This is a genomic window from Methylomonas sp. Kb3 (genome assembly GCF_002834115.1).
Lineage (GTDB): Bacteria > Pseudomonadota > Gammaproteobacteria > Methylococcales > Methylomonadaceae > Methylomonas > Methylomonas defluvii.
This window is the reverse complement of the sequence record NZ_PIZT01000069.1, coordinates 321,226-334,362: the sequence shown is the minus strand read 5'-3', so window position 1 is coordinate 334,362 and position 13,137 is coordinate 321,226. Positions and strand designations below refer to the sequence as shown.

The 13,137-nt window shown below is 48.1% G+C and carries 11 protein-coding genes; all 11 read right to left on the bottom strand.

Going from position 1 to position 13,137, the window contains the following annotated elements; translation table 11 throughout:
• Positions 1-39 precede the first annotated feature (39 nt).
• Positions 40-2,982, bottom strand: coding sequence for a DUF748 domain-containing protein (locus CWO84_RS22650; RefSeq protein WP_240618129.1), 2,943 nt, complete (start codon positions 2,980-2,982; stop codon positions 40-42).
• 22 nt (positions 2,983-3,004) lie between these two features.
• Positions 3,005-4,795 (bottom strand): hypothetical protein, encoded by a 1,791-nt coding sequence (locus CWO84_RS22645; RefSeq protein ID WP_101055397.1) that lies wholly within the window; start codon positions 4,793-4,795, stop codon positions 3,005-3,007.
• A 234-nt stretch (positions 4,796-5,029) separates the two neighbouring features.
• Positions 5,030-5,428 (bottom strand): S4 domain-containing protein, encoded by a 399-nt coding sequence (locus CWO84_RS22640; protein ID WP_101055395.1) that lies wholly within the window; start codon positions 5,426-5,428, stop codon positions 5,030-5,032.
• Entirely contained in the window at positions 5,421-5,777 is a 357-nt protein-coding gene (locus CWO84_RS22635; RefSeq protein WP_101055393.1) for a rhodanese-like domain-containing protein, read from the bottom strand. Before CWO84_RS22635 ends, CWO84_RS22640 begins: the two co-directional genes overlap by 8 nt.
• A gap of 24 nt (positions 5,778-5,801) precedes the next feature.
• The gene (ispH, locus tag CWO84_RS22630) at positions 5,802-6,758 is read right to left on the bottom strand and encodes a 4-hydroxy-3-methylbut-2-enyl diphosphate reductase (RefSeq protein WP_033155221.1); all 957 of its coding nucleotides are present in this window, start codon (positions 6,756-6,758) and stop codon (positions 5,802-5,804) included.
• A 37-nt stretch (positions 6,759-6,795) separates the two neighbouring features.
• Positions 6,796-7,281 (bottom strand): ribonuclease E activity regulator RraA, encoded by a 486-nt coding sequence (gene rraA, locus CWO84_RS22625; protein ID WP_033155222.1) that lies wholly within the window; start codon positions 7,279-7,281, stop codon positions 6,796-6,798.
• Positions 7,282-7,295: 14 nt separating this feature from the next.
• Entirely contained in the window at positions 7,296-8,651 is a 1,356-nt protein-coding gene (yegQ, locus tag CWO84_RS22620; protein WP_033155223.1) for a tRNA 5-hydroxyuridine modification protein YegQ, read from the bottom strand.
• A 111-nt stretch (positions 8,652-8,762) separates the two neighbouring features.
• Positions 8,763-9,533 carry a glycosyltransferase family 2 protein gene (locus CWO84_RS22615; RefSeq protein ID WP_033155224.1) on the bottom strand — a complete coding sequence of 257 codons (771 nt, stop codon included), beginning with the start codon at positions 9,531-9,533 and terminating at the stop codon, positions 8,763-8,765.
• A 136-nt stretch (positions 9,534-9,669) separates the two neighbouring features.
• Positions 9,670-10,701, bottom strand: a complete 1,032-nt coding sequence (locus CWO84_RS22610) for a glycosyltransferase family 2 protein (RefSeq protein ID WP_101055391.1) — start codon at positions 10,699-10,701, stop codon at positions 9,670-9,672.
• A 7-nt stretch (positions 10,702-10,708) separates the two neighbouring features.
• Complete coding sequence (locus CWO84_RS22605; protein WP_101055389.1) at positions 10,709-12,010, bottom strand: hypothetical protein; 1,302 nt, start codon at positions 12,008-12,010, stop codon at positions 10,709-10,711.
• Between the two features lie 71 nt (positions 12,011-12,081).
• On the bottom strand, positions 12,082-13,095 hold the full coding sequence (locus CWO84_RS22600) for a glycosyltransferase (protein WP_101055387.1): 1,014 nt from the start codon (positions 13,093-13,095) through the stop codon (positions 12,082-12,084).
• Positions 13,096-13,137: the final 42 nt, after the last annotated feature.

Sequence of the window (13,137 nt, the reverse complement as noted above, 5' to 3'; positions counted from 1 at the left end):
CGGAAACACCATTATATTACAAACAGTGTAAGCTTCCGTTTACTGTGAAACGCTCAACGATAGCACCGATTTAATCCCATCGGCTGTTTCAGCCTGATTCAACTCGGTCGCCATCAGATACAGCCTATCTTTGCTAATCCCGCCAGGTTCGGCCAGATACTGCGCGATATGATTGGCTCTGGCAATCGCCAGATCGTTAAGGCGCTGAGGATCGGGTGGAAAAATGCCTTCCAGTTTCTGTTGCGCCAACGGGTAAAAATCAGAGTCCGGATTAGCCTTGATCCGCGGCTTGCCTAATAAGGATCTATCCATCTCCTGCGGGAAGACTTCGCCAAAAAACTTGGCCAGCAAGCGTTTGTAGTCATCGTCGGTCAATTCAATGTATTCGTGCCGAACTTTCTCACCTTTGTCGCGCAACTCGCCGGACTTCATTTTTTTCAATACATCCTTTACTGCTTCAAAGCGCATCGCCGGCCAATCCATGTTTTGGTAGGCAATACCTTTGATTTCCAGGGTCAACTCGGGTTTGCTGAGCAAGGCTTTATTAAGCTGATCCAGTTTGGCGGATTCTTCGACAGCCAATTCAGCACTACCCGGTGCGAAAGCCACCGCGCTAAAATCCTTGTCATCATCGAGCAGCGAACCCAGCGCTTTGAACGGCGACATCGCCACTTTGGTCACCAGATTAACCAACACATCGGCCAGCAAGGAACCAATACTGAATTTCGGATCTTCCAGACTGCCGGTGATGGGAAAATCCAGATTAATTTTGCCGTCCGCATCTTTCAGCAAGGCAATCGCCAAATGCAAAGGCAAGGACACCGCATTCGGATTTTCCACATGCTCACCCAAGGTCAACTGATCGATGAGCAATTTATTCTGGACTGCCAACTGCGCCTGCTTGATGGTGTATCGCAAATCCAACGCCATTTGGCCTTTTTCAATCCGGTAGCCGGCAAACTCAGCCATATAAGGCGTAATCAACGGCAAAGGCATGTTAGTAAAATTTAGGGCAATGTCCGAATCCCCCGTATCGAATTGATATTTGCCTTTGATACCGACCGAGGCCATCTCGTAAACCTTGCCTTTTAAAGCCAACTTGGCCTCGGCATCTTTGTCCGAGGAAAAACCGCTGACTTCGCCGTTGAGACTGTTCATGGCCGCTACGAACGGTAATATCAAGGAGTAGTCGGAGAAATCCGACTTACCCTCTTTCAGTTCGATTTTACCGATACTGACCCGCGGCTCGGTGGATTTGCCGGCCGCCGGTTTTGCAGGAGGTTTAGCTGCCGGCGCTGGTTTTGCGGGTGTTTGCGGCAGCATTAGATCGTCGATATTGGTTTTACCATCCTTTTTGATATTAAACCGCAGGTAAGGACGGTCAAACATTACCTTGGCGAATTTGAAATCCTGTTTCGCCAAATCGATGTCTATTCCCGACACCTCCAGATTGGACCATTTCAAGAAATCCACATTTTTGAGCTGATCCCGAGTCACCAAACCTTCTAAATTCGCGTCCCCTTGAAACGTGAGTTGCAGCTGTTCGGCCACCGCTAATTGCAAATTACCCTTCCCGCTGAAATCGCCATCCACCAATTCCAGTTTTAAAAAGGGGTCCAGATAAGATTGGAACACTTTCAGGTTAATATCGTGAATATACAGCGCCCAAGACCCCGCAAAAGGCTGCAAACTCATCTCGCCGTCCACTTTCAACCCGCCGGTATTATTGAACTTGCAGCTCAATTGCACCGGCAATTTACCACTGTCCTGCGTGCTAAATTTTTGCACCTTGCCACTCAACTCGCTCAGTTGCAGCTCCAGCGGCTTCGGCAAACTGTAATCGGTGAAATGAACGTTGTAGTTGTTGAATGCCAGCTCATCCACTTTAACCAGCCAGGGCTTGCTTTCCTCGGCAACCGCCGGCGGTGCAGTTGGTTGATTAACGTCTTGAGCCGCGGCATCTCCGGCAAACAAAGCCTGATAATTGACAACACCGTCCGCTTGCAACCATGCGCTAATCCCCGCATCGCTGCTGGATACCGCACCAATCTCAACTTGCTGCTGATTAACATCGACCGTAATGCCGTTGACCGCCAAGGCCGGCAGACTAACTAAGGGCTTACCGTGATTGTTCTCGGTGATCTCCAGCTGTTTGATCTCGACATTGCCGTTGCTTAGTTTTGTGAGCATCCCATCCGCTGCTTGGGCAAGCGTGTAATCGACTTGCAAACCCAGCACGCCGTTGACGATTTCCACCGGCAGGATTTGTTGCAAAAATAATTGCCAGCTTCTGGCGAGACCTATTTTTTCCAACTGCAACTGCCCCTTAGAAGCCAGCGGTGCAATCGAGAAATCGCCATGCCATTGGATAGTACCGCCCGATTCCAAACCCACACTCAATTCGCCCGGCGCACTGCTTGCCGCCTGAGTGCTGAATTCGTTGAGTGATAGATTAAGCGGTAACAGGTTTTCCGATAGCACTTGACCGCTGGTAGCATCCTGCCAGCCTATGCGTCCTTCTGTGATCGCGATTTGATGAACCAACAGCGCCAAGCTTTCGCCGTCACTGTCTGTTGTGTCAGGCTGCGACTCTGATTGCTTGGTTTTTATATCCGCAAAATTGAATGCGCCGTCGGCGCGACGTTCGATATTGACTTGTGGATTATGCAACTCAATGACATCTAAAACCACACCGCCCAGCTTTGCCGATTCCACTGCGTCCAAATCGACAAATAAACGCTCGAAACCCGCTAGATCTTTGCCGTCTTTCGCCGCCAGGGCAAAGCCTTCCAAGGTCAGTGTGAATTTGAAGGGGTTAAAGCGAATCGCCGAAAGCCGGGCTTGCTGTCCGGTTTCTTCCTGAATTAAAGCCGGCAGTTTTTTTAAGGCCAGTGCCGGCACCAGGTAAAACCCCAAGAAGGCGTAGATCGCCAAAAGCGCAATAAGCCCCAATCCTGCGATCAAGCCTTTTTTTCGATTCATTGTCACCACCACACGCTGGAAATTAGTGCAGCTTATTCAACAAATCGGCATCTATCCGGCATCCGCCGAGATCCGGATAATCGGCCAGGTTTTGTTCGAAATCTCGAAAGGACGGATGTTGAAAAGCCAAACGGGCAATCTTGCCTTGCACTAACTCAAACTCCAAAGCCCCGCCTTTTTCACGCGGGCTGCCGGGTTTGGTGACAAACAGCATGATGCCGATATTCGCCAAAGGCTGGCCTTGATCTTGAGCCGGACGCGCACAAGTGTAAGTCTCGACATTGAGCCCGCTAAACACACCCGCCAGCTGGCTGGCGTTGATCAGCACGCCTTCGTCAGCAACCGTCGGCACTTGCAGTAGCGCTTCCAAACCAAAGTTGCCCAAATGGTTTTGCAGTAGCACCGTGCCGTTCCCGCCTTTTTCGGTATTTAATAAAGGGTATAGCTGCCGAGCGGCTTCGTCTTTGTTGGGATTTTGCAAAGCCGACAAAAATTGCCGCGCCGCCGATTGAATTGGGTTGATGACGCCTTCTTTTTTCTGCCGGGAGTTGGTCAGCGCCTCCCAATCCTGCTCAGTGTTAACCGCCAGCTTCATGCTCTTCATGACGGCGTAGTCTTCGCTCGCCAGACAGCCGGCGAAGTCCTTAGCCCGATATTGTTCCAGCAACTTGGGGCGGATTTCGTCGGTCATGGCCCGCTGCGCGGAGATATTAAAGTTTTTCCAATCCGGCGAGGTTTTGCTCAGGAAATAGTACAACACCGCATTGCGATCAAATTTATTGAAGCCCAAATCTTTCATCGCCAGCTTCAAGCGCCGGCATTGGCTTTCCACATCCGGGTAATTCTGCCAATCCGGTTGCAGATTGGGTTTCGCGGCCGGGTCGACTTGGTCGATCAACTGCCGCAAACTGACTTCGCCATTGGCCGTTTGAATCGGTATCCGCCACCACTCATCAAGTGACAAATCATGCGCGTCGGGCGGCAGGTCACCCGAGGTTTTCAACAGTAATGAGGAGACTATTTCCGGGTATACCCGCAATTCGCCCAACAATTTGCTTTCGGAAGACCAAGCACTCAAACCACCTTCAACCACTTCATAAACGCCCAGACGGATTTGATTGAAACTACTACTGTCCCCCGCAAGTACCACACTGGCAGGCAAAGAATGCGTCTCGGAACTGTATTTACCGTTACCAGAAGTACCGGCTGCGGGAGTTTTGGCCACCACTTGCGGATTGCTCTCCACCCAGTTGCCGGCCAGCTTGCCCATCACCGCCATACCCGCGCCGACACCGGTGAATGCGAACAAACTGCTGGCGGCATTCACGTCGTTAATTAATTGGGAAAGATTGGCTTCGTGGCTGTTACTGGTCAGAAAGTTGTATTCGATCAGAGTGTCTTTGCTGGAATCGAGCCTTAACCAAGGGGTCAGATAAGATTTTTTGGTTTCCAGCTTGAAATTGCATTTGCCGGTCGTGGCTTGGTACAAAAAGCCGCTGGCTTCGCGCTTCAGTTTTAAGGCATCGTTATGCACACTGAATACCAGCGCCGCGGACAGGTCGCCGTTTTCGTAATGACCACCGACATCGCTGCAACCGCCTTTCAGGGCGTTATCCCCTTTGAAATCAAAGTCGGAGACCAATTGTACATAGTAGTCGTCACCGCTCACCATGGATTGACCGCGTAGCGGCTTGATCGGTAAAGACTCGGTTTTGGGATAATCGACGGCAATTTGCCGGGTTGTGGCGCAACCGGCCAGCAAACCGCTGGTTAGCAATGCAGTAGTCAGGACTGAAAAACAACGTATCGACATTAAATATCCTATGGTGTCGCGAAAGCCAGGCAGGCATGTGCCCGATGCAGTATCGTTTAAATGTAGAATCGAGTTCTTAGGCGCCGCTTAATCGTGACGCGATAAAATTTATCGTAAGGCATCTTGATGCCGCGGATAGACGCTATTCAAGCACTAATTCCATGCAAGTTAGCCGGGAATGATAAATTGAAGTGTGTTTTGTGGCTATTGTTTTGTTCGACGCGCCAATAGTGCTTAGAGCGCGTCCTGTTTGAAGCGATGGATTTGCCGGCGTTGTTTTTTGTTGGGTTTATGCTCGCGCTCTGACGGATGCAGCAAGGCTTGCTGCTGCTTGTGTAGCTCGATTTGCTTAAGCCGCTTATCGATACTGGCTTGGTCTTCGCTGTAAAGCGCCACAGCCTCTTTAGCCGGACGGCGTTGATTATTCAGATCAGTCACCGTAAGCTCCCAAGTGTATTGGTCTTTGGTAACGCTAATCAAATCGCCGACTTTCACTTCCTTGCCCGGCTTGCAGCGCTGGCCGTTGACGTGCACCTTGCCGCCATTGACCGCATCGGAGGCCAGACCGCGCGTTTTGAAAAAACGCGCGGCCCACAGCCACTTATCGATGCGGACTTGATTTAACTCACTCAACGCTTAAACCGCTCTCCGTCCAGGCTTTAAACCCGCCCGCCATGCTAACCGCACCGCTATAACCCATTTGATTCAAGACCTGAGTAGCCAGTGCCGAACGTCCGCCAGTCTGGCAATAAACCACTATGTCCGCCTGTTGCCGGCCTTGGAAATCCGGATGACTGTCGATCTTGAACTCCAGCAAGCCGCGAGGAATATTGACAGCCCCCGGCAAATGCCCGGCGGCGTATTCGGCTGGCTCGCGCACATCGAGCAATAAACTGCTCAAGCGCGTTTGCGCAGTCGCCACGTCGATTTCGGTAATCTGTTGTTTGGCGGCAGCTACCAGTGCTTGCGCAGTAAGGCTCATAAAATTCTCCAGTCGGAAACGGAATTAAGCTTCCATGTGTTTTTTCAATTCTTTCGGAATCGAGAAGACTACTTTTTCTTCGATACCTTTGTTTTCACGAACCTGGGTGGTTTCGCCGCCCCACTCTTTGAGTTGATTAATGACTTCCTGTACCAACACTTCAGGCGCGGACGCCCCAGCAGTGACGCCGACTACGTTGATGCCCTCCAGCCACTCTTGTTTCAAATCTTTGTAAGTATCGATCAAAAACGCCTGCTTACCCAGCTGTTCGGCGATTTCCCGCAAGCGGTTGGAGTTGGAACTGTTTGGCGAACCCACCACCAAAATCAAATCCGAAATCTTTGCCAGATCGTGGACCGCGTCTTGGCGGTTTTGGGTGGCGTAGCAAATATCGTCTTTTTTCTGTTCCTTGATCGACGGAAACTGTTCACGCAAGGCGTCGACCATTATTTTAGTGTCGGTCATAGACAACGTGGTTTGCGTCACATAGGCCAGGTTATCCGGGTTGTTGACCCTCAGGTTTTTCACATCATCCGGGGTTTCAACCAGATAGATATCGCCATGCTCGGTGCACTTATCGTACTGCCCCATAGTGCCTTCAACTTCAGGATGGCCGGCATGGCCAATCAGAATCACTTCCCTATCCTGTTTGGCATGTTTGGCTACTTGCATGTGCACTTTGGTAACCAACGGACAAGTCGCGTCGAATACCGTTAACTTGCGCTCTTCCGCTTCTTTTTGGACCTGCTTGGACACACCGTGGGCACTAAAAATCAGGTAGGACCCCACCGGCACGTCACTGAGTTCTTCGATAAAAATCGCGCCTTTTTCCTTCAAGCCGTCAACTACCGTACGGTTATGCACCACTTCGTGCCGCACATAAATCGGTGCACCGAAGGTATCGATCGCTTGATCGACAATTTCAATAGCCCGGTCTACGCCGGCACAGAATCCACGAGGGTTTGCGAGTACGATTTGCATATTCTTGAGTATTTTACTTGGTTAAGACAAAACGATTTTAATCCAATTTTGTTTCCGAGACGATAATTCCGTCGCTATCGGCATAAAGATAGTGATCTTTTTTGAAATTGACGCCGGCAAAAGTGATCATCGAATCCCGATGTCCATGTCCGTGCTTACTGCTGCAAAGCGGGTGAGTGTTCAGAGCCACCACACCAATCGGCATTTTGTTGATCGCTTCCGAACCGCGAATACTGCCGTAAACGACGATACCCTGCCAGCCATTTTCGACCGCCAAAGCAGTCAAGGTATCCCCCAACAAGGCGCAACGCTTTGAGCCGCCGCCGTCGATAACCAGCACCCGATCAGTGACTTTTTCTTCCAGCACGGTCCGCACCAAAGTGTTGTCTTCGAACACTTTTAAAGTCGTGATTTGCCCGCTGAACTGGGTTTTACCGCCGAAATACCGGAACAAAGGCTCGGCAATTTGAAAGTTTTCTTGGGCAGAAAAGCGGTCACATAAAGCGCCGGTAAGAAATGACATACAGCCTCCAAAGGCTAGAAATAACGCGCCAGCAGTCCGTACTGGCAATCAGCATCAGGCAGTGGAATTTTCACTTCATAACCGCCCCCAGAGGCTTCCTGCATGGGCTGACCGTATTTATCGACCATATTCTCCACGGTTATATCCCGATTGCCGTGCGGCAGGATCAATTCCAGCTTATCGCCCAGCGAAAACTTGTTTTTGACGCTAATGTCCGCCCAACCCGTTTCGGTGTCGTAATGGGTAATTTCGCCGCAAAATTGCTGCTGATGACTTTTGGAATAACCGGATAGGTAGTTTTGATGTTCGTGGGTATGGTGGCGCTGATAAAAACCGTCTGTATAACCGCGATTCGCCAAGTTATCCAAAATCCCCAACAACTCGGGCTGAAACGGCCGGCCCGCCAATGCGTCGTCTATCGCTTGCCGATAAGTCTGCGCAGTGCGCGCTACGTAAAAATGCGATTTGGTACGGCCTTCGATCTTCAGGCTGTCGATACCGATTTCCACCAAGCGCTGCACGTGCTCTATCGCCCGCAAGTCTTTGGAATTCATGATGTACGTACCGTTTTCGTCTTCCATCACCGGTAACAACTCTCCCGGACGTCCCTCTTCTTCCAGGAAATAGATATTGTCGGCCAAAGGATGCCGGTCGGCGCCGCCGCAACTGGCGGTATTGAGCCCGGCATTCAAATCATTCATCGAAATGACCGCACTATCAGCCAGCAAATAATCGCCTTCCGCATTTTCCACAGCCGGCTTAGTATCGTATTTCCACCGGCAGGAATTGGTGCAGGTACCTTGATTCGGATCGCGATGATTGAAGTAACCGGACAGCAAGCAGCGACCGGAATAGGCAATACACAACGCACCATGTACAAATACTTCGAGCTCCATATCCGGACATTGTTGGCGGATTTCGGCAATCTCATCCAGCGATAACTCCCGCGACAAAATCACCCGCTCCACACCCATACTTTTCCAGAATCTGACACTGGCATAATTCACCGTGTTGGCTTGCACCGACAAATGAATCGGCATCTCCGGCCATTGTTCCCGCGTCATCATGATCAAGCCAGGATCGGCCATGATCAACGCATCCGGCTGCATCGCAATGATCGGCACCATGTCTTTCAAGAACGTTTTAATCTTGGCATTATGCGGAATGACATTGGCGGCCAGAAAGAATTTCTTACCCAACTGATGCGCTTCGGCTATGCCTTTGGCTAGGTTGTCGGCCATAAAATCGTTGTTGCGCACACGCAGGCTATAACGCGGCTGCCCGGCATAAACCGCATCAGCGCCAAACGCAAAGGCGTACCGCATATTACGAATGGTGCCGGCGGGGGAGAGAAGTTCGATGTGTTTCATGTCTGTACTAAAAAATGAGCTAACAGGCATTCTAGCAAATTATCAACGGCTCCAGGGTATCGGAAGCATTGACCAAAGAACCCGTAAATCTTGGCCTGAACGAACGCGGAATTACTTAACGGGGACAGTCGGTCTATTAAAAAACTGCGGCATCCGGGAAAGAACCTTACGTAAAATAAACATCGGCATTCGCACGGGCAGGTTATTCTTTCGGCAAGCGTAATAAGCTTCTATGTTTCCTTTGATAATGCCGATCAGACTATTATTGGAAATACCGCCGATCCGCATTTTTATCCAGATTTTGGGAATATAAACAGCCTTAACCTTATTCACGGCTAGAAATCGCATAGTCAACTCAAAGTCTGCTTGTCTGGAAAACTGTAAATCGAATCCGCCCAACTGCTCATAGAGGCGGCGACGCACAAAAAAAGTGGGATGCGCCGGCATCCAACCTTTTTCGAATAAACCGCTACGATAGTTACAAGAAGTCCAATATCGAACAATTTTTGAAGCATCGTACCTATCGACATACAACAAATCTGCGTAGCAGACGTCTACAGTAGGGTCAGAAAAAATGTCGGCGACTTGGGATAATATCGTGTCATCCGCATACACATCGTCGGCGTTCAGTGTACCTATGACATCACCGGACGCCAGAAAAATACCTTTATTCATCGCATCGTAAATACCGTGATCAGGTTCGGAAATAAACTTGGCCAGATGCTGACCGTATTTACACACCATATCGACGGTGCCATCGGTTGAGCCACCATCAATGACGATATGCTCGATGTTATTAAAATTCTGCCTCGATACTGACTGCAAATTATCGTGAATAAACTCAGCCGCATTATAAGATACGGTGACAATTGATATTTTCATTGACTTGAGATAAATACTTAAGAATCTTGAAACAATTAATAGCCGTCTCCACCTTTAGCAAAAAGAAATCATCGGTATGTTAATAAGGTGAACTTTATCAATCTTTAATAAAAACAATTGCTCATAAGCCAGAACACTAATGCCTAATAAATTTACCTAACCGTACCCAAACAAAAGCGCAACCACGTCTGAAGTCGCCAGTCAACACTCTTCCGATAAAAACCGATATGGCACCGTAAATTATTGCCAATCCTTTTGGCAGCTTAAAAATTGGCGCGACAAAACAATGAAAAGTCCAATGCCGAGAAAATCTGGCATTAAATCGTGAATAGGCAATGCTCAAATCTTCAGTTCCCTGCAACCGTAACCTTAACACGTAGTATGGATAATAGCCTATCAGCATATCCGACTCGAGTTTATATTTGGTATCGACGGATAATCCACTATCAATATATTTATCAACAATAGCGCCAAACTTATCAACGAACACGTCGGAAAAGGAGTAGCCGCCGCTATTATTACGCTTATAAGCCACCAAATAGCTGTCTACATATAGATTAACAGGCGCCTTTAAAGCAGCACTGTAAATTAAATCAATGTGTACCAGATTGGTTCCGCAGTAATCGTTAGCATCGACACCTTGCAAATAATCCTTGGATATTATATTCACGGAAATCAACGTCGAAAACTTACCTAACTTGATAATAAACTCGTTTGAGTTTGCAAATTCGTACAACTTCTCGCTACCGCCAGGGTATTCAGCCCTAAAGTCGAAGTCGTAACCATATGCTCGGACTGACACCACACCATAATTTTTACGCGCCAATAAACTTTCCAGATGTTTTAACGAGCCATCTATCAGTAAGTCATCATCGCCAAAAATTAAAACGTATTGCCCAGCCGCCTGATTAAAGCATTGTGCAATATTTAGATCTGGACCTATGTTCTCCGAGTTTCTTATATATCGTATCGGAAGTCCTTTGTTTAAAAACTCGTCGACGCAGTCTTTAGTATTATCGCTGGAACAGTTGTCGGATACTAAAATCTCTATTGGATAAGTTAATTCACCAAGCTGAGATACAATTTGTTCGATATTCTTAACTAAATAATTTGCCCTATTCCAAGTTGGAATGGCAATAGTTAGCAAGGGCCTATTCTCTTTATTCATATTTTTATTATATTATCGCGTGCCACTTTTTACGAAGCATTACCCACATCACCAGCGATGTCGGAAAACCGAACCCAACATTCACTAAAAACAACACCAGCACAATACCCGCCGAACCCCAACTCGGCGCCAACCAAACCGAGCCACCAACGGTCAACAACGCTCCTGACAAGGACAACCAAAGAAAGGGCTCCTTACGATGCGCCCTGAGATAGATAGCTAACAGTCCGGAAATATGGGCAAACAAAATTGCACCGATGAGAACAAAAGTTTCCCAAAACGGTAAAAATCTTACGCCATACACCGTGTAATCGGCCGCATAGCGAATCAAAACAAAAAACACCGCCCCCAGGACAAATACCGCAAGTGAACGTTTAAAACCCTTTTTGAATTCCTTGTCCAGTAAATCCCAATCCTGTTGACCGGCAGCTTTCGCTAACACGGGGATTCGGCTCGTCATCCAAGCTAAACTTAACAAACCCAACATGTTGCAAACGGTCATGGTGACACCCATTTGCCCTGCAACCACAGCATTCTGAGTTTGAAACAATAGCGGAGTATGCATCTGCGTTAAAAAATATCCGCAGAGCCAACTGATTCCCAAACGCCATTGCATCGGCCAAAGCTCTCGCCACCAACCGAAGTCTCCGGAAATTCCAAACAACGCTGACACCCATAGTTTCGGATAGCGAAATAGTGCCCATACCAAAGCAATCAAGGCAGCCGATGCGGGCATCATAGCGACCGCATAAAGACCGCCCCCCTGCATTAGGGTGCACCAAATGGCGATAGCGCCAACAATACCTTGCACCAAGCGCAGCGAATAGACCTCCACAACTTTACCGCTGCCTTCCACTATAGCCAAAACCGGTAATAAGGCCAAACCTACTGCGGTACTGACAACTAGAACCAACCAAGGTTGCTGCCAGGCTAAATCCGACTCCTGGGGCCGATGACTAAAGAAATACAAACCGCCCGGATAAACCAACAAAAACAGCAACCCTGAAGCACCATACCAATACAACGCTTTTTTAGTCAGAGCCAGATAGCGGCCGACATTTTTACCAACGACCGCCCCGTGCGGCAACCAAGTCAATTCGGCAAATTCATGAGCCGCCTGCTGCACCAGTATGGTGGATAGACCCATATCCAATAACGCCTGCAAGCCGGCGAGACTGGCAAAGGTGTAGTAGTAGCCCTGTTCAGCAGGCGATAAATATCGTGCAATGCAAAACAGCGTAATCAGGCCAGCACCAGCCTGCCAGCCGCGTTGCGCTAAAACTGCTAACGTTTTCTTATCGACCTGCATATAGTTTTGCCTCGGGTTCCCTGTATCCAATGAATGGATTGGCTAGTTATAAATTCAATTCGGCAAAAAAATCAAAGCCTGGATCGATCAATAGATAAAGTTCTCTCGGGTAAATTAAAAAGCTTACGATAAAATCGCCGCAAGCCTCCTGCCAAACGGCCGGGCATTAAGCAATAGACCAGCAATACGATTAGGATGCGACCGCGCCAACCATCACCATATGCCAGCATAGACAACAAATAATTGAATTGATTTATACCTTGGGCTTTATAGTTTAAAGCGACTTTAACCAACCATAAGCAGCCGTTCTTACTATTCCTGTCCCTTGTCATATACCGAGTGATTTCCCCAATAAATTTTATACGGAGTTTTGTGTCCGTTAGAAACCTACTGGTTCTGAACCAAGCAGCATACCATTCCAAATCACCGAAATAATATCCTGGGCCGGTATTTGGAGTATGTGTCATTAAGTTATTTTTGGTACTATAAACAAGGAGAGGTGTTTGTTGCACGGCAAGGATGGCTGGTACTAATTGAGGGTAAGCATCGCCAATATTCATGTAAGAATTTGGCAAATAAGCCGCCAAAATAGAACGCCTAGTTATTGTTGCGGAAATCATGCTAATACTAGCAAAAAACAACGATTCATTTTGAGCCAAATCCAGTGCACTGATAAGTTGACCTCTATGCTTATCCTCTACCAGCCAACCCAAACGAATAATATCGGCATCGCTATTTTTCAGTGCAAAAATTAACTCTAAAATAAATTCTAGATGCCAGTCATCATCATCGCCGATAATCCAGCAATATTTTGAATCAGTTATTTCCACCGCTCGCAAAATATTACCGTTACCGCCAATATTATATTTGTTACGATGATATTGCAGATTAGGCCATTGCTCCTGATATGCAGCCACAACATCACCTGTCTCATCTGTCGATGCATTATCCAGAACATGCAGACGCATCTCGGTCAGACCGGCATCGAGAAAAGTTTGCAATGTTTCTTTTAAGCACGAGGCCCTATTATAGGTAATCAATACTGGCTCCAGTAGTTGATTATTCCATTGCCCAAAGTTGGTCATGCTTGCCTCATCAATTAATTTTCAATGAAGTAAACACATAGC